18 protein-coding genes and 1 pseudogene are annotated in these 23,417 nt (G+C 39.6%); 15 read left to right on the top strand and 4 right to left on the bottom strand.

The features are described from left to right. Nucleotides 1–49 precede the first annotated feature (49 nt). Entirely contained in the window at nucleotides 50–982 is a 933-nt protein-coding gene (locus MSG66_RS12105) for a rhodanese-related sulfurtransferase (RefSeq protein WP_133972061.1), read from the bottom strand. A gap of 111 nt (nucleotides 983–1,093) precedes the next feature. Here MSG66_RS12105 and MSG66_RS12100 point away from each other — a divergent pair, with 111 nt between their 5' ends. After that, nucleotides 1,094–1,579, top strand: a complete 486-nt coding sequence (locus tag MSG66_RS12100; protein ID WP_133972063.1) for a DUF1289 domain-containing protein — start codon at nucleotides 1,094–1,096, stop codon at nucleotides 1,577–1,579. Nucleotides 1,580–1,660: 81 nt separating this feature from the next. On the opposite strand, the gene gltA is transcribed toward MSG66_RS12100, so the two are convergent. Together gltA and MSG66_RS18705 are read right to left on the bottom strand one after the other, a co-directional pair. Further along, complete coding sequence (gltA, locus tag MSG66_RS12095) at nucleotides 1,661–2,935, bottom strand: citrate synthase (protein ID WP_004789414.1); 1,275 nt, start codon at nucleotides 2,933–2,935, stop codon at nucleotides 1,661–1,663. A 365-nt stretch (nucleotides 2,936–3,300) separates the two neighbouring features. Then, nucleotides 3,301–3,381 (bottom strand): annotated as a pseudogene (locus MSG66_RS18705) (hypothetical protein); the annotation flags it as partial. Nucleotides 3,382–3,879: 498 nt separating this feature from the next. On the opposite strand from MSG66_RS18705, the gene sdhC reads away from it, so the two are divergent. The 10 genes from sdhC (at nucleotide 3,880) to sucD (ending at nucleotide 15,533) form a co-directional block, all read left to right on the top strand. Beyond that, complete coding sequence (sdhC, locus tag MSG66_RS12090) at nucleotides 3,880–4,281, top strand: succinate dehydrogenase, cytochrome b556 subunit (protein WP_128814476.1); 402 nt, start codon at nucleotides 3,880–3,882, stop codon at nucleotides 4,279–4,281. Then, the gene (sdhD, locus tag MSG66_RS12085) at nucleotides 4,281–4,646 is read left to right on the top strand and encodes a succinate dehydrogenase, hydrophobic membrane anchor protein (protein WP_003655454.1); all 366 of its coding nucleotides are present in this window, start codon (nucleotides 4,281–4,283) and stop codon (nucleotides 4,644–4,646) included. The genes sdhC and sdhD overlap by 1 nt, the downstream gene beginning before the upstream one ends. A 12-nt stretch (nucleotides 4,647–4,658) precedes the next feature. Continuing rightward, complete coding sequence (gene sdhA / locus MSG66_RS12080) at nucleotides 4,659–6,494, top strand: succinate dehydrogenase flavoprotein subunit (protein WP_042897590.1); 1,836 nt, start codon at nucleotides 4,659–4,661, stop codon at nucleotides 6,492–6,494. Nucleotides 6,495–6,508: 14 nt separating this feature from the next. Next, nucleotides 6,509–7,219 (top strand): succinate dehydrogenase iron-sulfur subunit, encoded by a 711-nt coding sequence (locus MSG66_RS12075; protein WP_003655458.1) that lies wholly within the window; start codon nucleotides 6,509–6,511, stop codon nucleotides 7,217–7,219. A 283-nt stretch (nucleotides 7,220–7,502) separates the two neighbouring features. Further along, complete coding sequence (locus MSG66_RS12070) at nucleotides 7,503–7,631, top strand: hypothetical protein (RefSeq protein WP_002116082.1); 129 nt, start codon at nucleotides 7,503–7,505, stop codon at nucleotides 7,629–7,631. Nucleotides 7,632–7,788: 157 nt separating this feature from the next. Continuing rightward, nucleotides 7,789–10,629: a 2-oxoglutarate dehydrogenase E1 component gene (locus MSG66_RS12060; RefSeq protein WP_133972065.1), complete on the top strand. Its 2,841-nt coding sequence runs from the start codon at nucleotides 7,789–7,791 to the stop codon at nucleotides 10,627–10,629. Next, nucleotides 10,629–11,819 (top strand): 2-oxoglutarate dehydrogenase complex dihydrolipoyllysine-residue succinyltransferase, encoded by a 1,191-nt coding sequence (gene odhB / locus MSG66_RS12055; RefSeq protein ID WP_133972066.1) that lies wholly within the window; start codon nucleotides 10,629–10,631, stop codon nucleotides 11,817–11,819. Before MSG66_RS12060 ends, odhB begins: the two co-directional genes overlap by 1 nt. A 61-nt stretch (nucleotides 11,820–11,880) precedes the next feature. Continuing rightward, nucleotides 11,881–13,314, top strand: a complete 1,434-nt coding sequence (gene lpdA, locus MSG66_RS12050; protein WP_042897586.1) for a dihydrolipoyl dehydrogenase — start codon at nucleotides 11,881–11,883, stop codon at nucleotides 13,312–13,314. Nucleotides 13,315–13,461: 147 nt separating this feature from the next. Next, on the top strand, nucleotides 13,462–14,628 hold the full coding sequence (gene sucC / locus MSG66_RS12045) for an ADP-forming succinate--CoA ligase subunit beta (RefSeq protein ID WP_003655470.1): 1,167 nt from the start codon (nucleotides 13,462–13,464) through the stop codon (nucleotides 14,626–14,628). Between the two features lie 14 nt (nucleotides 14,629–14,642). Then, on the top strand, nucleotides 14,643–15,533 hold the full coding sequence (gene sucD, locus MSG66_RS12040) for a succinate--CoA ligase subunit alpha (protein ID WP_003655479.1): 891 nt from the start codon (nucleotides 14,643–14,645) through the stop codon (nucleotides 15,531–15,533). A 402-nt stretch (nucleotides 15,534–15,935) separates the two neighbouring features. Here the strand turns inward: sucD and trpS are convergent, their stop codons facing one another. Continuing rightward, complete coding sequence (trpS, locus tag MSG66_RS12035) at nucleotides 15,936–16,949, bottom strand: tryptophan--tRNA ligase (protein WP_016137032.1); 1,014 nt, start codon at nucleotides 16,947–16,949, stop codon at nucleotides 15,936–15,938. Nucleotides 16,950–17,157: 208 nt separating this feature from the next. Here trpS and MSG66_RS12030 point away from each other — a divergent pair, with 208 nt between their 5' ends. The 4 genes from MSG66_RS12030 to MSG66_RS12015 form a co-directional block, all read left to right on the top strand. Beyond that, nucleotides 17,158–18,087 carry a DUF808 domain-containing protein gene (locus MSG66_RS12030; RefSeq protein WP_324654234.1) on the top strand — a complete coding sequence of 310 codons (930 nt, stop codon included), beginning with the start codon at nucleotides 17,158–17,160 and terminating at the stop codon, nucleotides 18,085–18,087. 27 nt (nucleotides 18,088–18,114) lie between these two features. Continuing rightward, entirely contained in the window at nucleotides 18,115–19,014 is a 900-nt protein-coding gene (locus MSG66_RS12025; protein WP_324654233.1) for a neutral zinc metallopeptidase, read from the top strand. Nucleotides 19,015–19,256: 242 nt separating this feature from the next. After that, the gene (locus MSG66_RS12020; protein ID WP_042897582.1) at nucleotides 19,257–20,759 is read left to right on the top strand and encodes a cation:proton antiporter; all 1,503 of its coding nucleotides are present in this window, start codon (nucleotides 19,257–19,259) and stop codon (nucleotides 20,757–20,759) included. Nucleotides 20,760–21,216: 457 nt separating this feature from the next. Continuing rightward, nucleotides 21,217–23,417: Ig-like domain-containing protein (locus MSG66_RS12015; RefSeq protein WP_324654232.1), on the top strand; the 2,201-nt coding region annotated here is incomplete at its 3' end.

Genomic DNA, 23,417 nt, shown 5'->3' with positions numbered 1-23,417 from the left:
AAAAGGCACTTAGAAATCTAAATGCCTTCTGAACAATAGTTCTAGTGATTTATAAGCGTTTACGTTTTGCAGCTGCAATTTGTGACTGGCGCATACGGAAACCAGCTTTTTGCTTTTCAGTTGTCTTGTCGATGCAATACACGCAAGAAACACCATGTTCATAGCTTGGTAAAGCAGACTCTTCTGGAGTTAATGGCCAACCACAAGCATGACATTTAATATTTACGCCTTCTTCAACACCATGAGTTACGGCAGTACGTCCGTCAAATACGAAACATTCGCCTTCCCATAAGCTTTCATCAGCAGGGGTTTCTTCTAAATATTTAAGAATACCGCCTTTAAGGTGGTAAACCTCTGTAAATCCTTCTTGGAGAAGTAAAGAAGTTGATTTTTCACAGCGAATACCGCCTGTACAGAACATCGCAATTTTTTTATCTTTATGTTGCTCTAGCTCTTTTTTAACATATTCTGGAAACTCGCGGAATGTCTCAGTTTTAGGGTCGATTGCACCTTTGAAAGTACCCGCCTTATATTCATAATCATTACGCGTATCGACTAAAATTACATCATCGCGTGCAATTAAATCATTCCATTCTTTTGGATCAAGATAGTGGCCCACTAAGTCGCGGGGTTTAACTTCAACACCTAAAGTCACAATTTCTTCTTTAAGTTTAATTTTCATTTTACGGAAAGGTTTGTCGGAGCTAAAAGACTCCTTGTATTCCATAGAGGCAAAACCTTCATTGAGCAAAAATTGATAAAGACTATCAATTGCTACACGGTCGCCCGCCACAGTACCATTAATTCCTTCACCTGCTACAATCAGAGTTCCACACAGATTAATTGTTTTCACTAAGTTTAATAGACGTTGCTGAAGATCCGTAGGATCTTGAACTTCTTTAAATTGATATAGTGCGGCAACAACCCAATCTGCGGTCGCTTGCTGTTCTACAGGTGCAAGCTGTTCTACAGTAGCGTTCATGGAAAACTCCAAATGTATTAAGATAGAAATTTAAGGCGCACATTTTAGCGCGAAAATTTGTAATAAGCGAGAAAACCATAAAAAGTATATGGTTTATTTAAGGAGTCTGTTTTGAGTAGTGATCATCGAACGCTCTCTCTCACCCCATGTGCAGGGCGTTGTTCAACAGTTTTTGGTGATCAGGTTTGCCGTGGTTGTCGTCGTTTTAACCATGAAGTGATTCAATGGAATACTTATACAGCAGAGCAACGTTTGGCTGTATGGAAGCGTTTAGATGATCAATTGAATCAAATTCTAGTACCCATGTTACCTCATGCAAACTTGCAGCATGTAGAAGGATTTATTTTAAGTAAACGTGTTCGGCTGATGGAAGGGGCGAGCAAAGGTCGTAAGCTCTATCACGCTTTAAAAATATGTGAAAAAAATAAGCAACTGGCAACAGAAAGTGGTTTGGGTATTTCAGAGTCTCAAGTCAAAACAATATGGGTTGAATTCGAAAGGCGCGTTTTAGCTTTAGCTAAAGCGAGTTATGAGTTAGCTTGGTTGAGAGCTGATGGAATTAGTCATCACTTATTAAGTGTGTTTGATGAAGAATAAGTTTGTAGATTGAATTGAAGATAACTCAATAAAAAAAGCTGCCAAAAGGCAGCTTTTTTATCACTAATTTTCTTTCGAATATTAACGTTTGATATCGCGTTGAGTCGGGCCAGTATAAAGCTGACGAGGACGACCGATTTTGTATGGTGCGCTGTGCATTTCTAACCAGTGGCTGATCCAACCTACTGTACGTGCAAGTGCAAAGATTACCGTAAACATTTCTGTTGGGATACCAATCGCTTTAAGGATGATACCTGAGTAGAAATCTACGTTAGGGTAAAGTTTACGTTCAACGAAGTACGGGTCGTTCAATGCAATACGCTCAAGTTCCATAGCAAGCGCTAATTGAGGATCATTGATATTTAATGCTTCAAGAACTTCGTCACAAGTTTGTTTCATGACTTTTGCACGTGGGTCGAAGTTTTTGTACACACGGTGACCGAAGCCCATGAGTTTAACTTCTTTACGTTTTACTTTTTCCATGAACTCGGCAACGTTTTCTACACTACCGATTTCATCAAGCATTTTAAGTACAGCTTCGTTTGCACCACCGTGAGCAGGTCCCCAAAGCGCAGAAATACCTGAAGAGATACATGCATAAGGGTTTGCACCAGTAGAGCCGGCAAGACGTACTGTAGATGTCGAAGCATTTTGTTCGTGATCAGCATGAAGCGTGAAGATACGATCCATCGCGCGAGCAAGAACAGGATTTACTTTGTAATCACGGTCAGCAGGGGTAGCAAACATCATGTGTAAGAAGTTTTCCGCGTAATTTAAGTCATTACGTGGATAGATGAATGGTTGACCTACTGTATATTTGTAACTCCAAGCAGCAAGTGTTGGAATTTTTGCAATGAGACGAATCGCAGTGATTTCACGGTGATTGATGTCTTCAATGTCAAGGTTGTTGTGATAGAACGCAGATAATGCACCAACAACACCAACCATGATTGCCATTGGGTGAGCATCACGACGGAAACCATTGAAGAAGCGGCTAACTTGATCGTGAACCATAGTGTGAGCACGAACTTTAGCATCAAATTCTGTTTTTTGTTCAGCAGTTGGAAGCTCGCCATTTAGTAGCAAGTAGCAAGTTTCAAGGTAGTCTGCTTGAGTTGCTAATTGATCAATTGGGTAACCGCGGTGTAATAAAATACCTTTGTCACCATCAATGAACGTAATTTTAGACTCGCATGCAGCTGTCGCCATAAAACCAGGATCGAAAGTAAAATGACCTTCTTTCAATATGCTGCTGACATCAATTACATCTGGACCTAAAGTGCCACTGTAGATTGGTAATCCAATTTCTTTGCCATCAAGATGTAATACGGCTTTTTTGCCATTTGCTTCAGACATTCAATAGATCTCCTGTCCTGGTGAATGTTGATCTGACCCGAAATCCTAATGTTCTCATGTGCGAATCAGACGCTGTCAAAATTTGCTATAAGATTAGTGAGTACTGAAATTTTGTCAATTATACTTATGGATAAAAAATGACGATCCCACAGAGAGTTAGTCATCAAGACCCGAGCAAAAAAAGTCAGTAAAATCACTGCATCGGGATCGTATAATAAGTCAATTCAACAAGAACGTGCAGAAAAAAAATGAAGTATGAGTACAATTGTAAGCAAATCTTTAAATTAAAATTAGAAATGACAAGTCGGTAGAAAATGCCAATCCAATTAAAAAAATCATAAAACTCATGGTGTAATTTCAAATTGCTAATCAAAAAAAACTCTATTTTTATTGAGTTGTAACAAAGAATATTGATGTTTTTTTAAGTTTAATTGTATAAAAAATAGCTAATTGAACTGCATTAGAATAATAAAAACTCTTGTTTCCAATAAAAATTGCTTTCTCAAACATGTTTTAGATTGGCTGATTTGGGTCCAATGTAAGTACGTTCGCTTATTTGAATTGTAGCTTTATATTGAAAATATGAGGTGTTACTAACATTTTTCTATTTATATGATGAATTTATAACTTTATCTTTAGTCTAAAACTCACTTATTTAAAAGAAATTTCAGAAAAAATGAAATTAAATAAAAAGTTATTTTAAACAACAACATGATAGAGCTATGTATACCTTTTTTGTAGGGTTAATAGGGTGATATCATTGTGAATGATTCTTATTTAATTGTTTTTTACTTAAATGGGAAAGTGGATTGTTTGTATTTTGATACTTCGCGTTTTATAATTCAGTGTCGTTTATAGGTTAGGCATGAGCTGTGCTTGCCTAACAATGCCAGCTTTCCTTGGAATTAATTCAACAAACTCCGGTCGGAGTTTCTACCTACAGGATGCCCGCTGTGAAAAGCAACAGACCTGTCAATTTGTCCATGGGTCAGGTGTTAGCGGTAAATTTACGCTCACCCGTGGCTATTGCATCAATTTTACACCGTTTATCAGGTGTCATCGTTTTCTTATTAGTACCAGTTCTCTTATGGATTCTAGATAAATCATTATCTTCACCAGAAGGATTTGACTACGTTAAAAATGTCGTGTTTGGAAATATCCTTGTACGTTTTATCGTTTGGGTATTTGTAGCCGGCTTGTTATTCCATTTTATTTCTGGAGTTAAGCACTTACTTGCAGACTTGGGTTTTGCTGAAGAACTGCAAAGTGGTCGTATTGCAGCGACAATTTCATTGATCTTGTCTGTGGTAGCTATTATCGCAGCCTTTGTATGGATTATGTTCTAATGAAAAGTGCTACAGGTTTAACTGGTTCGGGTTCTCGTGATTGGTTTATCCAGCGTGTAAGTGCGGTTGTATTAGCAGCTTATACTGTTGTTCTTTTAGGTTGGATTCTCTGCAAAGGCGGGTTTGACTATCAACAGTGGGCTGGTTTTATGATGACATTACCAATGAAGATTTTTTCTTTGTTGGCAATTTTATCGCTTATCGCACACGCATGGATTGGTATGTGGCAAGTTTTTACTGACTATGTCACTACTCGTCAAATGGGTCCTTCAGCGAAAGGTTTACGCCTTGTACTGACGACGGCTGTCATTATTGCAGTGTTTGTGTACGCAATCTGGGGTATCCAGATTTTCTGGGCGAATTGATAGGAAGACATCATGGGCGCGATAACCCCTAAAGAAGATTATTCAAATATTCAAAACCTCACTTTCGATGCAGTTATCGTTGGTGGTGGTGGTTCTGGTATGCGTGCATCTTACCAACTTGCTCAAGCAGGTTTGAAGGTTGCAGTACTCACTAAAGTTTTCCCGACACGTTCGCACACTGTAGCTGCTCAAGGTGGTATCGGTGCGTCGTTAGGTAATATGCAAGAAGATAACTGGCATTTCCATTTTTACGATACAGTAAAAGGTTCTGACTGGTTGGGTGACCAAGACGCAATTGAATTTATGTGTCGTGAAGCGCCAAAAGTTGTGTATGAACTTGAACACATGGGTATGCCGTTTGACCGTAACGCTGATGGTACAATTTACCAACGCCCGTTCGGTGGTCACTCTGCTAACTATGGTGATAAACCAGTTCCACGTGCTTGTGCAGCTGCGGACCGTACAGGTCATGCATTATTGCACACGCTTTATCAAAGCAACGTGAAAATGGGTACTCAGTTCTTCGTTGAGTGGATCGCTCTTGATTTGATCCGTAACGAAGCTGGTGATGTTCTTGGTGTAACAGCGATTGACCAAGAAACTGGTAACATTTCAGTATTCCAAGCAAAAGCGACATTATTTGCTACTGGTGGTGCTGGTCGTGTTTATCGTGCATCAACGAATGCTTATATCAACACTGGTGACGGTCTTGGTATGGCTGCTCGTGCTGGTATTCCATTGCAAGATATGGAGTTCTGGCAGTTCCACCCAACGGGTGTTGCGGGCGCTGGTGTATTGCTGACTGAAGGTTGTCGTGGTGAGGGTGCAATCCTTCGTAATAAAGACGGCGAACCGTTCATGGAACGTTATGCACCGACTTTAAAAGACTTGGCTCCACGTGACTTCGTTTCACGTTCTATGGACCAAGAAATTAAAGAAGGTCGTGGTTGTGGTCCAAAAGGTGATTATATCTTACTTGATATGACTCACTTGGGCGCTGAAACAATCATGAAGCGTTTACCATCTGTATTTGAGATTGGTAAAAAATTCGCAAACGTTGATATTACAAAAGAAGCAATTCCTGTAGTACCAACAATCCATTATCAAATGGGTGGTATTCCTACGAATATGCATGGTCAGGTATGTTTGCCTGAAGTGGGTACAGATAACTACACTAAACCTGTAAAAGGTTTCTATGCAATTGGTGAATGTTCTTGTGTATCTGTACATGGTGCAAACCGTTTAGGTACTAACTCACTTCTTGACTTGGTTGTATTTGGTAAAGCTGCTGGTGAGCACATTATCGATTACGTAACTAAGCATCATGGTGATGAATATGCACCACTTCCAACAGACGTATTAGGGCAAACACTAGCTCGTGTACGTAAGTTGGATGACTCAACTGCTGGTGAGAATGCTCAAGAAGTTGCTGATGCAATTCGTGATATCGTTCAAGATCACGCTGGTGTATTCCGTACCCAAGCTTTGCTTGATAAAGGTGTAAAAGAGATTCTTGCTCTTGAGCCACGTGTGCGTAATATCCACTTGAAAGATAAATCTAGAGTATTTAATACTGCGCGTGTTGAAGCACTTGAAGTTGAAAACTTGTATGAAGTTGCAAAAGCAACTCTGATTTCAGCTGCTGCGCGTAAAGAGTGTCGTGGTGCGCATACTGTAGTTGATTATGAATTACCAGCTGATCACCCAACTTATTCATACGGCCGCCGTGATGATGAGTGGATGAAACATACGTTATGGTATTCATCAGATAACCGTTTGGAATATAAGCCAGTGCGCTTCAAACCGTTGACTGTTGATGCAATTCCGCCAGCACCACGTACATTCTAATCGGGAGTATAAAGATGAGTAGAGGTACTCGTACATTCGAAATCTACCGCTATGATCCTGATAAGGATAAAGCGCCGTACATGCAAACTTTTAAGCTTGAATTGACTGATAAGCACCGTATGTTGCTTGATGCATTGCTTGCATTGAAAGTTCAAGACGAAACGTTAACATTCCGTCGCTCTTGCCGTGAAGGTATTTGTGGTTCGGATGGTGTGAATATCAATGGTAAAAATGGTTTGGCTTGTTTAGAAAACCTAAATGATTTACCAGAGAAAATCGTAATTCGTCCATTACCAGGTTTGCCGGTAGTTAAAGATTTGGTTGTTGATATGAACCAATTCTATGATCAATATGACAAGATTCAGCCATTCTTGATCAATAACCAACCAGCTCCACCTAAAGAGCGTTTACAATCTCCAGAAGAGCGTGAACACTTAAACGGTTTGTATGAATGTATTCTTTGTGCATGTTGTTCAACTTCATGTCCATCATTCTGGTGGAACCCTGACAAGTTCTTGGGTCCTTCAGCATTGTTGAATGCATACCGTTTTATTATTGATTCTCGTGATACTGCTACTGCAGACCGTTTGTCTCGTCTTGACGATCCATTCAGTTTGTTCCGTTGTAAGGGTATCATGAACTGTGTGTCAGTATGTCCTAAAGGTCTAAATCCTACAAAAGCAATCGGTCACATCCGTAATATGCTATTAGATCAAGCGGGTTAATTCTGCACAAATAGAGAGCGCACATCCTTGATGTGCGTTTTTTTTTAACTTTATAATGTAAACTTTAGACTTTGGTCGAAAAAGATGAGGTTTTTATATATTGCACCATATATTAAAAGATAAAATCGCCTATGTATTTCGCCAATTTATAGGTGGTATGTGTCAAAAAAATCAATCGTTCGTTAAGAACATGATACGATTTGCCACAAAGTTATAGGTGAAAAAAGCGTATACTAGTGGAATTAATTTAAGTAGCACGATCTTAGATCTGTGCTTAATTTTTATGGTTAAAGTCATTTTAGAAAAGTTAATTTTAAAGTTAATTTTTCTAAAAAGATTTGCAAAAAATTGCTCGGTTTTAATCGAGTATAAGGTGAGTGATGATGCCATTGAGGGTGTTGTGATTCATTAATTACCTATGGAGTTTCCTCTCTAGGTAGTATGACGCCCCATGGTCGTAAAGACCTGTTGGGTAAGTAATGCCTTTTTTACCAATTCGGCATTATGCATCATGGGTGTGCTTAAAAGGCAGCCTGTAATATTTTTTGCAATAGGAAATGGGTCCACAAATGCAAGAAGTTGCTGACGCATTGCGTCTTGACACTGAACTTTCCGCTGATAGTGCAGCGTATATTGAAGAACTTTACGAGCAGTACCTGTCTTCCCCAACCTCTGTAGCTGAGGACTGGCGCCAATATTTCGATAAATATCCAAAGGGTGACCAACCACACGGCGCTGTGCGTGAGCAATTCCTATTACTAGGACGTAATGCTAATCGTGTTCAACCTGTTGTACAAAGTACGGTAAGTACTGAGCATGAACGTCGTCAAATTGGCGTTTTACAACTTATTGCTGCTTATCGTAATCGCGGACATCAAAAAGCTAAATTAGATCCATTAGGTCTTGCTAAGCGTGAAGATATTCCTGATTTAGAACTTTCAGCACATGGTTTAACCAAATCAGATTTAGACACAGTATTCAACACAGGCAATCTTGAGATTGGCAAAAGCGAAGCAACGCTTGGTGAAATGATTGAAGCAATGGAAGCAATCTATTGTGGTTCAATCGGTGTTGAATATATGCATATCGTGGACACAAAAGAAAAGCGTTGGATTCAGCAACGTCTTGAAAGTGTTCGTGGTCAGCTTAATTTTACAAATGATCAAAAGAAAGGGTTCTTGGAGCGTTTAACCGCTGCAGAAGGGCTTGAAAAATACCTAGGTAATAAATACGTTGGTGCTAAACGCTTTGGTGTGGAAGGTGGTGAATCTTTTATTCCTATGGTGAATGAAATCATTCAACGTGCTGGTACTGTTGGTTGTAAAGAAGTTGTTATTGGTATGCCACACCGTGGCCGTTTAAACCTTCTTGTTAATATTATGGGTAAAAACCCTGCAGACTTGTTTGGCGAGTTTGAAGGTAAAGCTATTCATAAGAAAGGTTCTGGCGACGTTAAATACCATCAAGGTTTCTCAAGTAATGTAATGACTCCTGGTGGCGAAGTTCACTTGGCATTAGCATTTAACCCATCTCACTTGGAAATCGTTGGTCCTGTAGTTGAAGGTTCTGTACGTGCACGTCAAGTGCGTCGTAGAGACATCGGCGGTGATGATGTATTGCCAGTAATTGTTCATGGTGATGCTGCATTTGCAGGTCAAGGTGTGAACATGGAAACCTTCCAGATGTCACAAACTCGTGGCTATACGGTTGGTGGTACTGTACACATTATCGTGAACAACCAAGTTGGTTTTACAACTTCTGATCCACGTGATGCGCGTTCTACTGAATATTGTACTGACGTTGCAAAAATGATTCAGACGCCAATCTTCCATGTGAATGGCGATGATCCTGAAGCAGTAATCTTTGCTACTCAATTAGCACATGATTTCCGTCACGAATTCCGTAAAGATGTTGTGCTTGACTTGTTCTGTTACCGTCGTCGTGGTCATAACGAAGCAGATGAGCCATCTGGTACACAACCATTGATGTACCAAGTGATTGCTAAAAAAGCAACAACTCGTACACTCTATGCAGATCAGCTTGTTCAAAACAAAGTAATTGATCGTGCTGAAGCAGACCAAATGGTTGAAGATTACCGTGCAGATTTAGAAGCCGGAAACCATGTTGCAAACGCTTTAGTACTTGAACCAAATACAAAAATGTTTGTTGATTGGACGCCTTATTTGGGCCATGACTATACAGACGATTGGGATACTTCATTTGACTTGAATCGCTTAAAAGAATTAGGCGAGGGCATGAGCAAACTTCCGGAAGGATTTGTTATGCAGCGTCAAGTGCAAAAAGTTATTGAAGATCGTGTGAAAATGCAAACTGGTGAAACTGCATTGAACTGGGGTGCTGCTGAAACTTTAGCTTACGCAACCTTGATTGATGAAGATTACCTTGTTCGTATTACTGGTGAAGACGTTGGGCGTGGTACATTCTCACACCGTCATGCAAAATTGCATAACCAAGTAGATGGATCAACGTATATTCCACTTTGCAATGTCAAAGAAAACCAGTCTCGTTTTGCAATTTATGATTCTTTATTATCTGAAGAAGCTGTTCTTGCATTTGAATATGGTTATGCAACTACAATTCCTAAGAGCTTAATCATTTGGGAAGCGCAATTTGGCGACTTTGTAAACTGTGCTCAGGTTGTAATTGACCAGTTTATTGCTTCTGGCGAGACTAAGTGGGAACGAGTTTGTGGTTTAACAATGTTGTTACCACACGGTTTCGAAGGTCAAGGTCCAGAGCACTCATCAGCTCGTTTAGAACGTTTCTTACAGTTATGTGCTGAAGATAACATGCAAGTGATCACTCCAACGACACCTGCACAGATTTTCCATGCATTACGTCGTCAAGCTGTACGCCCAATTCGTAAGCCATTGATTGTAATGTCACCAAAATCTTTACTTCGTCATAAACTTGCTACTTCTACTTTAGAAGAGCTTGCAAATGGTTCATTCCAGACTGTAATTGATGAAGTTGATCAAATTAACAAGTCAGATGTAACTCGTCTTGTACTTTGTGGTGGTAAAGTTTATTACGACTTACTTGAAAAACGTCGTGAACAAAACTTAACTAACGTTGCAATCGTACGTATTGAACAGTTATATCCATATCCAGAACAACGTCTTGCGGAAATCTTGGCTGCATATCCAAACGTGAAAGAACTTGTTTGGACCCAAGAAGAGCCGAAGAACCAAGGCGCTTGGTTATTTATCGCACCGCGTTTATACGACGATATTTTAAAATCTGGCAAACAAATCCGTATCAGTTTTGCAGGTCGTGAAGCTTCTGCTGCACCAGCTTGTGGCTCACCGTACTTGCATGCAAAACAACAAGCTCAGCTAATTAATGATGCATTGGCACTCGAAGCTGAACAATCAGGAGATTCTCAATAATGGCAACCGAAATTAAAGCACCGGTATTCCCAGAGTCAGTTGCAGATGGAACCATCGCAACTTGGCACAAAAAGGTGGGTGAACCTGTATCACGTGATGAAGTGATCTGTGATATTGAAACCGACAAAGTTGTTTTAGAAGTGGTTGCTCCTGCAGATGGTAGCTTAGTTGCAATCATTAAAGGTGAAGGCGATACAGTTCTTTCTGACGAAGTAATTGCTCAGTTTGAAGCTGGTGCTGGTGCAGCGGCTGCTCCTGCAGTAGAGCAAGCAGTTGCTCAAACTCAAGCTGGTGCAGCTCCTGTTGTTGAGCGCACTGAAGCTGTATCTGGTCAAGCTCCTGCAGTTCGTAAAGCTTTGTCTGAAACTGGTATTGCTGCTGCTGACGTACAAGGTACTGGTCGTGGTGGTCGTATCACGAAAGAAGATGTGACAAACCATCAAGCTAAACCAGCTGCTAACGTTACTCCGTTAAGCGTAGCTGTTGGTGAGCGTATCGAAAAACGCGTTCCAATGACTCGTTTACGTAAGCGTGTAGCTGAGCGCCTTCTTTCTGCAACTCAAGAAACTGCAATGTTAACTACATTTAACGAAGTTAACATGAAGCCAATCATGGAATTGCGTAAGCAATATAAAGATGCGTTTGAAAAGCGCCATGGTGCTCGTTTAGGCTTCATGTCATTCTTTGTTAAAGCTGTAACTGAAGCACTTAAGCGCTATCCTGCGGTAAATGCTTCAATTGATGGCGATGATATTGTTTATCATGGTTACTATGACATCGGTGTTGCAGTATCTTCTGATCGTGGTCTTGTTGTTCCAGTATTACGTGATACTGATCGTATGAGCTATGCAGAAGTTGAAGCAGGTATTGGTGCTTATGCTGCTAAAGCACGTGATGGTAAGTTATCTATCGAAGAAATGACTGGTGGTACTTTCACTATCACTAACGGTGGTACTTTCGGTTCATTACTTTCAACTCCAATTTTGAATCAGCCACAAACTGGTATCTTGGGTATGCACAAAATCCAAGAGCGTCCTATGGCAGTAAATGGTCAAGTTGAAATCTTGCCAATGATGTATTTAGCGCTTTCTTATGACCACCGTATGATCGATGGTAAAGAAGCAGTAGGTTTCTTGGTAGCAATCAAAGAATTGTTAGAAGAACCAGCTAAACTCATCCTTGATCTTTAATTTCTTCGAATAATATTACCGAGATAGAGTGATCCTCTATCTCGGACCATGGAGATAAACAATGTCTCAACAATTTGATCTTGTTGTTATTGGCGGTGGTCCTGGTGGTTATGAAGCTGCGATTCGCGCTGCTCAACTAGGTTTTAAAGTCGCTTGTATCGAAAAACGTATTCATAACGGTAAGCCATCTTTAGGTGGTACATGCTTAAACGTAGGTTGTATTCCTTCTAAAGCATTACTTGACTCTTCACATCGTTATGAAGATACAGTGCATCATTTAGCTGATCACGGTATTACTACAGGTGAAGTGAATTTTGATCTTGCTAAGCTTCTTGCTCGTAAAGACAAAATTGTTGACCAATTAACTGGTGGTATCGATCAATTGCTTAAAGGCAATGGTATTGAGTGGTTAAAAGGTACTGGTAAATTACTTGCTGGTAAAAAAGTTGAGTTTGTTTCACATGAAGGTGAAACTCAAGTTTTAGAACCTAAATATGTGATTCTTGCATCTGGCTCTGTACCTGTAAATATTCCAGTAGCTCCTGTAGATCAAGATATTATTGTTGATTCAACTGGCGCATTAAACTTCCCAGAAGTACCTAAACGTTTAGGTGTTATTGGTGCTGGTGTAATCGGTTTAGAGCTTGGTTCCGTTTGGCGTCGTCTTGGTTCTGAAGTTGTTGTATTTGAAGCAATGGATGCATTTTTACCAATGGCTGATAAAGCTTTGGCAAAAGACTACCAAAAACTTTTAACTAAGCAAGGTCTTGATATTCGTATTGGTGCTAAAGTTGCTGGTACTGAAGTTAATGGTCGTGAAGTGACTGTTAAATACACTCAAGGTGGCGAAGAAAAAACTCAGACTTTTGACAAATTAATCGTTTGTGTAGGCCGTAAAGCTTATGCAGAAGGTTTATTGGCAGATGATTCAGGCATTAAATTGACTGAACGTGGTCTAGTTGAAGTTAATGATTACTGTGCAACTTCTGTAGAAGGTGTATATGCAATTGGTGACTTGGTTCGTGGTCCAATGCTTGCTCATAAAGCAATGGAAGAAGGTGTAATGGCTGTTGAGCGTATCCACGGTCATGCAGCTCAAGTGAACTATGACACAATCATTTCTGTTATCTATACACATCCGGAAGCGGCATGGGTTGGTTTAACTGAAGAACAAGCTAAAGAAAAAGGTCATGAAGTTAAAACTGGTCAATTCGGTTTTGCGGTAAATGGTCGTGCTTTAGCTGCGGGTGAAGGTGCAGGTTTCGTTAAGTTTGTTGCTGATGCAAAAACTGACCGTTTATTAGGTATGCATGTCATTGGACCTGCTGCATCTGATATCGTACATCAAGGTATGATCGCACTTGAATTTGTATCTTCTGTTGAAGACCTTCAGTTAATGACATTTGGTCATCCAACATTCTCTGAAGTTGTTCATGAAGCTGCACTTGCTGTAGATGGTCGTGCAATTCACGCGATTCAACGTAAGCGTAAATAAAATAAAGAGCGGTTCTCCGCTCTTTTTCACATTTGATGGTGTGATTAAAAAAACATCAAGGTGATAGAGGTAGACAGCAATTTGCATATACAACATGAGAATGTTGCGCAAATTGAAGACAACAAACAAAGTTAAGTAGGTAACTAAATGAACTTACATGAGTATCAAGCTAAAGCGTTATTGAAAGAATATGGTATGCCGGTACAAGAAGGTATCTTGGCAACCAATGCAGACGAAGCAGTTGCTGCATTCGAACAGCTTGGTGGTAAATTCGCGGTAATGAAAGCGCAAGTTCATGCTGGTGGTCGCGGTAAGGCTGGTGGCGTTAAAGTTGCAAAATCTAAAGAAGATGTTATCGAATTTGCAAACAACATTATTGGTACTCGTCTTGTAACGTATCAAACTGATGCAAATGGTCAACCTGTAAACAGCATTATTGTTGCTGAAGACGTATACCCAGTTGAGCGCGAGCTTTACTTGGGTGCGGTTGTAGACCGTTCTAGCCGTCGTATTACTTTCATGGCTTCTACAGAAGGTGGTGTAGAAATCGAGAAAGTTGCAGAAGAAACTCCAGAAAAAATTATCAAAGTTGAAGTTGATCCATTAGTTGGCTTACAACCATTCCAAGCGCGTGAAGTTGCGTTTGCATTAGGTTTGAAAGACAAGCAAATCAGCCAGTTTGTTAAAATTATGGCTGCTGCTTACCAAGCATTTGTTGAAAATGACTTTGCATTATTCGAAATTAACCCACTTTCAGTTCGTGAAAATGGCGATATTTTATGTGTAGATGCAAAAGTTGGTATCGACTCTAACGCGCTTTACCGTTTACCTAAAGTTGCTGCTTTACGTGACAAGTCTCAAGAGAATGAGCGTGAATTAAAAGCATCTGAATTTGATCTTAACTATGTTGCTTTAGAAGGTAACATTGGTTGTATGGTTAACGGTGCTGGTCTCGCAATGGCAACTATGGACATCATTAAACTTTATGGTGGTCAACCTGCAAACTTCCTTGACGTTGGTGGCGGCGCGACTAAAGAACGTGTAATCGAAGCGTTCAAAATCATCCTTGCTGATACATCTGTACAAGGTGTTTTAATTAACATCTTTGGTGGTATCGTACGTTGTGACATGATTGCTGAAGCGATTATTGCAGCGGTTCAAGAAGTAAACGTAACTGTTCCAGTTGTTGTTCGTTTAGAAGGTAACAACGCTGAATTAGGTGCTAAATTACTTGATGAATCTGGTTTGAAATTAATTTCTGCGAACGGCTTGTCTGATGCCGCAGAAAAAGTTGTAGCTGCAGTTAAAGCGTAAGGGGAGTATCAATCATGAGCGTATTAATTAATAAAGACACTAAAGTATTGGTACAAGGTTTTACTGGTAAAAACGGTACATTCCACTCTGCACAAGCTTTAGACTACGGTACAAAAGTTGTTGGTGGTGTTACTCCAGGTAAAGGTGGTACAACTCACCTTGACTTGCCAGTATTCAACACAATGAAAGAAGCTGTACGTGAAACAAATGCAGATGCATCTGTTATCTATGTTCCAGCTCCATTCGTTTTAGACTCTATCGTTGAAGCGGTTGATTCAGGTGTTGGTCTAATCGTTGTGATCACTGAAGGTGTTCCAACAATTGACATGCTTAAAGCAAAACGCTACTTAGAAACTAACGGTAACGGTACTCGTTTAGTTGGCCCTAACTGCCCAGGCGTGATCACTCCGGGTGAATGTAAGATTGGTATTATGCCTGGTCACATTCATCAACCAGGTCGTATTGGTATCATCTCACGTTCAGGTACATTGACTTATGAAGCTGTTGCTCAAACAACTAAGCTTGGTTTAGGTCAGTCTACTTGTATCGGTATTGGTGGTGACCCAATCCCAGGTATGAACCAAATCGAAGCTCTTCAATTGTTCCAAGACGATCCAGATACTGATGCTATCATCATGATCGGTGAGATCGGTGGTACAGCGGAAGAAGAAGCTGCTGAATTCATCAAATCTAACGTGACTAAGCCTGTAGTAGGTTACATTGCTGGTGTAACTGCACCTAAAGGTAAGCGTATGGGTCACGCTGGTGCGATCATTTCTGGTGGTCAAGGTACTGCTGAAGAGAAATTCGCTGCATTTGAACGTGCGGGAATGGCTTACACTCGTAGCCCTGCTGAACTTGGTTCAACAATGTTGCAAGTTTTAAAAGAGAAAGGTTTAGCTTAATCGCTTTATTCTGAATCTTAAAAAGCACCGCATTTGAAAATGATGCGGTGTTTTTTTATCTATTGAATTAAAAATAAAGAATCAAGAAGATAATATCTCTAAAGAAGACAAAATATTTAAGCAAAAAAATACGCAATGATTGGGGTGATCATTGCGTAGAACAACGAATCTGTAAAAACAGTTTCGGTTTAAGGAGAAATGTCGTGAGGTTCATACGAAATAACCTACATAGTGAATAATAGAGATAGTTAAGAAATTCTTCATCGCTATTAGCGTTAATAAGTGTTACTTCACGTTAATAGGGTAAAAGCATGTGAATGACAGTGGATACATTAGTAATTCTAAAAAAGTGAGCCTTATAAGCCAAAAAAAGCCCCGAAGGGCTTTAAGTTTTTAAGAGAATTAGAATTTAAATAATCCTAAACCGTCTTTAACTTCATCTAAAGTTTGTTGAGTAATGAGACGACATTTATCTGTACCTTGGCGTAAAACATCCATAATGTAGTCAGGATCTTTAGCAAGTTCTTCACGACGTTCGCGGATAGGGCTGATCAATTCTTTCAAAACACCTTCAAGGCGTTTTTTAACAGTTCCATCGCCTAGACCACCGCGACGATAATGCGCTTTTAATTCTTCAACTTCTTCTTTATTTGGATCAAATGCGTCTAAATAAGTAAATACAATGTTTCCTTCAACCTGACCTGGATCTTCAATACGAAGATGATTTGGGTCGGTATACATTGCGTTTACAGCTTTTTTAATGTCTTTATCAGAAGCATTTAAAACAATGGTATTACCTAATGATTTAGACATTTTTGCCTTACCATCAAAACCAGGTAAACGTGCCATATTTGAAAGTAAAGCTTTACATTCTGGTAAAAGATCTTGGCCAATTTGACGATTTATCCGACGTACAATTTCATTGGTTTGTTCAATCATTGGAATCTGATCTTCACCCACTGGAACAACAGTTGCTTTAAAAGCAGTAATGTCAGCAGCTTGTGCAACAGGGTAGCAGAGGAAACCAGCAGGAATGTCACGCTCGAAACCGCGCATTTGAATTTCAGACTTAATGGTCGGGTTACGTTCTAAGCGTGCAACCGTTACGAAGTTAAGATAGAGCATGGTGAGCTCATTCAGTGCTGGCAAGCATGATTGTACGCAAATCGTGGTTTTTGTTGGATCAATGCCTACAGCTAAATAATCTAGAGCAACTTCCAAAATATTGCGACGGACTTTATCTGGATTATCTGCATTGTCTGTTAATGCTTGTGCATCTGCTAATAAGAGATGTTGATGATGGCTATCCTGTAAACCTACACGAGAACGCAAAGAACCGACAAAATGCCCGAGATGAAGTTGTCCGGTTGGGCGGTCGCCTGTCAAAATAATTGGACGCTGATCAACATTACTCATTATTTATTCCACTGTCTTATTGGCTTAATCAGGGGTAGTAAGCCCTGCAATATAAAAGATTGGCATTATTGTACGGGAAATAAAAAAATTTCGTCAGCGATTGGATAAACTTTTCTTAAAATAATATTGTGAATTTATTCAGTAAAATTACAGAAATTAAAAAAAATCATCTTACAATAGTCTCAATAAATACAAACTTGGATAAGAAATGGCAAGTGGCTTACTTTTACTATTAGATGATATTGCAACGATTTTAGATGATGTTGCTTTAATGAGTAAAATGGCAGCAAAGAAAACTGCCGGAGTTTTAGGTGATGATTTAGCCTTGAATGCTCAGCAAGTTACAGGTGTCCGCTCAGACCGAGAATTACCTATCGTTTGGAAGGTAGCGAAGGGTTCATTTGTTAACAAACTCATTTTAGTACCTTTAGCACTATTAATTAGTGTGATTGCGCCTTGGCTCATTAACCCCTTGTTAATGCTAGGTGGTTTGTTTTTATGTTATGAAGGTGTGGAAAAAGTTATTCATACTTTTATGCATAAAAAGTCCTCAACTCCTGAGGAGGCCAAAGCAGAGCTTGAAAACGAAGAATTAGACTTAGCAACATTTGAAAAAGATAAAATTAAAGGTGCTGTTCGGACAGACTTTATTTTATCTGCAGAAATTGTCGTAATTACCCTCGGTACAGTTGCTACAGCTACTTTAATGACTAAGGTAAGCGTCCTAAGTGTTATTGCAATTATGATGACGATTGGTGTTTATGGCTTGGTTGCCATGATTGTTAAGATTGATGATCTGGGATTATATTTAACAAATCAAACGGCTTCTTTTAAGCAGACTTTAGGCCGTGGCTTGCTTGCATTTGCACCTATTTTGATGAAATTACTTTCGATCGTGGGCACTATTGCGATGTTTTTGGTAGGGGGAGGGATCATTAACCATACCATTCCATTACTTCATCATCTGACTGAAAGTACAGTGGATCATGTAGAAACTATACCAGCGGTAGGAAATATCATTGGTGCTTTAACACCAACATTGATTAACTTTGGAATAGGATTGGTTGCTGGTGCAATTGTTCTATTAATCGTAAGCTTAATACAAAAAATGTGGCCTAAAAAAGCATCGGGTTCATGATGCCATTCTAAAAAGAAGAGGGAAATTATGCGCTGGAAAGGTCGTCGAATTAGTACCAATGTTGAAGATCGCCGAGGTGGTGGCGGTGCTAGAGCAGGTGGTATCAGTATTATTGGTTTGGTTGTTGCATTTGTTGCGTGGAAGTTTTTTGGGGTGGATCCCCAACAAGCTTATCAGGCAACTCAGCAGGTCACTGCATCACAGCAGTCAAATGCAACTGCACCGGAAAGTTTAACAGCCGAGCAAAAAGAAGCCTCTGATTTTGTTGGAACGGTTTTGGCTGATACAGAGGATACGTGGACTCCTATATTTAAACAGTTAGGTAAAATCTATACGCCGCCAAGATTAGTGTTGTTTAGTGGAATGATTCAGTCTGGGTGTGGTACTGCTCAATCTGCCATGGGACCATTTTATTGCCCGGCAGACCAGAAGGTTTATATCGATACAGAATTTTTCAAAGATATGCGTCAGCAAATGGGAATTTCTGGTGAGCAAAATCAAAGTGAACTATCTAGGCAAGATCAAGCTGGGGATTTTGCCCAAGCTTATGTTGTCGCACATGAGGTAGGACACCATGTTCAAACCTTGCTTGGTATTTCTTCACAAGTACAACAAGCCCGTGCGCAAGCAAGTCAAACAGAAGGTAACCAATTATCTGTTCGTCAAGAATTACAAGCTGACTGTTTAGCGGGAATTTGGGCGAGTCATAATCAACAGCGAACTCAATTTTTAGAGCAAGGCGATATTGAAGAAGCGATGGATGCTGCTCAAAAAATTGGAGATGATTATTTACAGAAGCGCTCTACTGGTCAGGTTGTTCCAGATAGCTTTACTCATGGTAGTAGTGAACAGCGAATGCGCTGGTTTCAGGTTGGTTTAAAAACTGGTGATATTAACCAATGCGATACTTTTAATAATCCAGTTTAATCTTTTATAGGATGAGTCTTGTTAAACATATTTAAGAAGCTCATCCATTTTTCTTTAACTTATAACTATAAATAATGTTAAGAAATTTAACAGAGTGATAGATTGTTCATTCAATTCGTTAAACTTGTGTCCTAATTTCTGTTTTTATGATTATGGCATTCTTCATGCCAGTTTTTTTATTAAGTTTGGTCGATCTAACAAAGTTTCTCTTATTTGGTCGTTGACCCAGAAGAAGGGTATTCATGGGTAATTTTTTTCTACTACAAGCATTCACAGTGGTTTTTGCATTATCAATAGCAACCACGATCTTTAATAAGCGCATTTTAGGCTTTCCACAGGCTATTGGTGTACCGCTGGTCTCAGCAATTTTTGTCTTCATCTTGCAATGGGGTGCAAGCCTATTAAACGGTAACCAGTTTATTACTATCAATATTCATAATATTGAAGAAGCAGTACGGCATATCGATTTTTATGATTTTTTAATTAATGGTGTCATCTGTTTTATTCTAACTTCCTCTGCACTTAAATTTAAAATTTCTGATTTAAGAAGCTACTGGAAGCAAATTAGTATTTTGGCCACCATTGCATTAGTCATTTGCGCCGTTTTATTTGGTGGATTGCTCTACGGATTCCAGCTATTGGTTGGATACCATGTGCCGATTTTGGTGCTTTTACTTTTAGGTGCAGCTTTAGGGGCAACAGACCCAATTGGAATTAAAGGTGTGCTTAGTTCGATACGTGCACCACATCATTTGATTGTTAAGCTAGAAGGTGAGTCACTATTTAATGATGCGATGTGTATTGCATTATTTATGACTTTACTCAACGTTTTACAGGGTGAACATTTCTCGTTAGTGGCAACATTAGAGGCTTTACTCTATGAAATTGTTGTCGCTGTCGGGATTGGTTGGGCATTTGGGGTAGGGGTGTTACGTCTATTACGTGGTAAACACGAAATGGAGTCCCTAATTTTAACAACAGCTTTGCTCGCGAGTGGAGCATATTTGGTTGCTTTGTTTGCGCATGCATCAGCACCAATTGCTTGTGTAATCGGTGGTTTAATTGTTGGAAACAAATGGAAAGAAATACGAGAAGAGCGCGAGATTCAAGAAGTTAATCATTTTTGGCATACCGTAGAAGGAATCATCAACTCATTCCTGTTTACTTTAATTGGCTTAGAGTTATTTATTCTTGATTTAAACTTCAGCCTAATTTTAGGCGGTATTGTTGCGTTCTTTATTCTACATATCTCTCGTTTTGCGGCCAACTTCATGGCTTTTGCCTTTTTCCCGAACATGCGGAAAATGAAAAGTTATAATGGTAGTTTAACCATTTTATCTTGGGGTGGAGTACGAGGGGGGATTTCACTTGCATTGATTTTGGCAGTTGCCAATATTCCCGCATTAAGTCCATATAGCAGTATCTTGATTGGCTATACTTTTATTAGTGTATTGCTATCGGGCATTGTGTGCGGTCTGGGTTTGCCAGCTGTGATGAATGCTTTTTATTACAATCCCAATGAAGAAACCGAAGGCTTAAAAGGTCTATATCAAAGATTGTGTCATAAGATGAATCGGAGAGGCTTTCAATATATTGTTGGAGAGGATGCGCTGGGTAGAGAAACAATTACCGTTTTTAATCCAGATATTCTGGTAGACCAAAAAACTGAAGATGGAATTGCAACAATGCATGACCCAAATAAGTTACAAGAAGTAAAACGATTTGAGAGTCCTGATAATTTCTAAATATTTGCAGTTTTAAATTTTATAAGATATTTAAAAATTAGGTTTTAGTGTAATAGTAAAATATTACCTAAAGCCTTTTTTTTCTATATGTATCATTAATAATATATTTTATTTTATTAAGATATTAATAATTGTTATATGAGTATTTTAATTAAATGACATTTCAATAAATGGTAAATAATAAAATAAGAAATTTGTTTTATATATAAAACATTTAAGGTGGTTTTTCCTTAAATTAACACAAGATAAACTTAAAAAAGACTTATATATAATTTGTATTAATTAAAATTTTTTCTGTAGGTACTTTAGTATTTGTTTTTTTTATTTTAAAGTGGTTAATGTAAAAATGATCACATTACTTAATGTTTTTAAGTTGTAGGTCAAAAACTTGAAAACATTAAGTAAAAAGAATTATACATAAAATCATTTAAATCAATAATATAAAAGGAATACAGATATGCCTGAAATACAAATAATTGCCAAGGATAGTCACGACACCTTGTCAACCATCAAGGGAACTTCTGCTTCGCTTACAGAAGCGTCGGTCGTATTGGTAAAAGTTGCTGCCAGTGATGTATTGGTAGTAAATAGAGAGGGAACCAATGCAGTCATTCGCCTGAAAAATGGTGAGACTATTGTTATTGAAGGCTTTTTTAGTGGAACAGCTGAGCCTAAAGATAACAGCCTTGTTTTTCAAGACGAAAATGGACAGCTAATCTGGGCAAAATTCAAAGATGCTGAAAATGATGCAGACGCGGATGCGGATGCCGATGCGGATGCCGACAGTGATGTTGACCCACAAGCACTCGTAGCCGAAGATTTACCAGCGGCTTTACCTGCAGAGGCACCACAAGAGTTGGTGTCTGATGTTATTTATCAGCCTATTTCTTCAATTGAACCATTGCTTTACCACGATGCGGGCATAAACCCATGGTTATGGGCTATCCCATTAGTTGCGGGTGGTATCATTGCAGCAGCATCAAACAGTGATAGCGATGATGACGGCTCTTCAACACCTACCGACACAACACCACCAAATACAGATGGGGTAACTTTTTCGGTTAATCCAGTTACATCTGATAATGTAATCAACTCATCAGAAGCAGCTGGTAACGTTACGATTACTGGTGTTCTTAAAAATATTCCAACAGATGCGGCGAATACAGCCGTTACAGTTCTTATTAATGGGGTGACCTATACCGCAACTGTAGACAAGGTTGCAGGTACATGGACAGTAAGTGTACCGGGCAGTGGCTTAACGGCAGATACAGATAAAACGATTGATGCTACTGTGACGTTTACAGATGCAGCAGGTAATAGCAGCACTGTTAACGATACGCAAACATATACGATTGATACTGCTGCCCCTAATACAGATCAAGTTGATTTTGAAGTTAATTCCGTAACAGCTGACAATGTTATTAATGCAACAGAAGTGGCTAGTGATGTCACGATTACTGGTGTTCTGAAAAATATTCCCTCAGATGCGATCAATACTGTAGTAACAGTTGTAGTGAATGGGGTGACTTATACTGCAACTGTAGATAGTGCAGCAGGGACGTGGACAGTAAATGTGCCTGGCAGTGGCTTAGAGGCAGATGCAGATAAAACAATTGATGCGACTGTAACGTTTACAGATGCAGCAGGTAATAGCAGCACCGTTAATGACACACAAACTTATACACTTGATACGTCAGTACCGACAGTAGCACTTGAAGATCTGTCGACTAATGACAGCACTCCTGCATTAACGGGTACTGTAAGTGACCCAACAGCGACTGTTGTAGTCACTATTGATGGTGTTGACTATCCGGCAGTAAACAATGGGAACGGTACATGGACGCTTGCAGACAATACACTGCCTGTATTAACCGATGGTCCACATAACATTACTGTGACTGCTACTGATGCAGCTGGTAATAAAGGTACTGATACAGCTGTAGTGACAGTTGATACTACTGCACCAAATACAGGATCAGTAAATTTTGCAATCGACTCTGTAACCACAGATAACGTTATTAATGCTTCAGAAGCAGCAGGTAATGTCACCGTTACAGGTGTTTTGAAAAACGTTCCAGCAGATGCAACCAATACTGTAGTAACAGTTGTTGTGAATGGTCAGACTTACACTGCAACTGTAGACAGTGCATCTGGCACATGGACGGTAAGCGTACTGGGCAGTGGTTTAGTTGCTGATACAGATAAAACAATTGATGCGACTGTAACGTTTACAGATGCATCAGGTAATAGCAGTACTGTTAACGATACGCAAATTTATACATTGGATATTGATGCTCCAGCAGCACCAGTGATCAACCCGGTTAACGGGACAGACCCGATTACAGGTACAGCAGAACCTGGTTCAACAGTGACTGTAACTTATCCTAATGGTAATACAGCAACAGTTGTTGCAGGACCAGATGGTAACTGGAGTGTGACGAACCCGGGCCTAAATGATGGCGATCAAGTTGAAGCGATTGCTACAGATCCGGCAGGCAACCCATCATTACCTGGAACAGCTGTGGTTGATGCATTGGCACCAACAGTAGCCCTGAATGATCTATTAACCAATGACAGCACACCAGCACTCACCGGTACAGTCAATGATCCAACAGCAACTGTGGTTGTGAATGTGGATGGTGTTGATTACCCGGCGAC

It is taken from the genome of Acinetobacter sp. IK31 (assembly GCF_035615195.1).
GTDB lineage: Bacteria > Pseudomonadota > Gammaproteobacteria > Pseudomonadales > Moraxellaceae > Acinetobacter > Acinetobacter calcoaceticus_C.
This window is presented reverse-complemented; position numbering and strand designations above follow the sequence as displayed.

Bases quoted from the DNA above. Each gene is read 5' to 3' on its own strand.
- MSG66_RS12105 (WP_133972061.1), bottom strand. From the start codon at position 982: ATGAACGCTACTGTAGAACAGCTTGCACCTGTAGAACAGCAAGCGACC.
- gltA (WP_004789414.1), bottom strand. From the start codon at position 2,935: ATGTCTGAAGCAAATGGCAAAAAAGCCGTATTACATCTTGATGGCAAA.
- sdhC (WP_128814476.1), top strand. From the start codon at position 3,880: ATGCCCGCTGTGAAAAGCAACAGACCTGTCAATTTGTCCATGGGTCAG.
- sdhD (WP_003655454.1), top strand. From the start codon at position 4,281: ATGAAAAGTGCTACAGGTTTAACTGGTTCGGGTTCTCGTGATTGGTTT.
- sdhA (WP_042897590.1), top strand. From the start codon at position 4,659: ATGGGCGCGATAACCCCTAAAGAAGATTATTCAAATATTCAAAACCTC.
- MSG66_RS12075 (WP_003655458.1), top strand. From the start codon at position 6,509: ATGAGTAGAGGTACTCGTACATTCGAAATCTACCGCTATGATCCTGAT.
- MSG66_RS12070 (WP_002116082.1), top strand. From the start codon at position 7,503: ATGGTTAAAGTCATTTTAGAAAAGTTAATTTTAAAGTTAATTTTTCTA.
- MSG66_RS12060 (WP_133972065.1), top strand. From the start codon at position 7,789: ATGCAAGAAGTTGCTGACGCATTGCGTCTTGACACTGAACTTTCCGCT.
- odhB (WP_133972066.1), top strand. From the start codon at position 10,629: ATGGCAACCGAAATTAAAGCACCGGTATTCCCAGAGTCAGTTGCAGAT.
- lpdA (WP_042897586.1), top strand. From the start codon at position 11,881: ATGTCTCAACAATTTGATCTTGTTGTTATTGGCGGTGGTCCTGGTGGT.
- sucC (WP_003655470.1), top strand. From the start codon at position 13,462: ATGAACTTACATGAGTATCAAGCTAAAGCGTTATTGAAAGAATATGGT.
- sucD (WP_003655479.1), top strand. From the start codon at position 14,643: ATGAGCGTATTAATTAATAAAGACACTAAAGTATTGGTACAAGGTTTT.
- trpS (WP_016137032.1), bottom strand. From the start codon at position 16,949: ATGAGTAATGTTGATCAGCGTCCAATTATTTTGACAGGCGACCGCCCA.
- MSG66_RS12030 (WP_324654234.1), top strand. From the start codon at position 17,158: ATGGCAAGTGGCTTACTTTTACTATTAGATGATATTGCAACGATTTTA.
- MSG66_RS12025 (WP_324654233.1), top strand. From the start codon at position 18,115: ATGCGCTGGAAAGGTCGTCGAATTAGTACCAATGTTGAAGATCGCCGA.
- MSG66_RS12020 (WP_042897582.1), top strand. From the start codon at position 19,257: ATGGGTAATTTTTTTCTACTACAAGCATTCACAGTGGTTTTTGCATTA.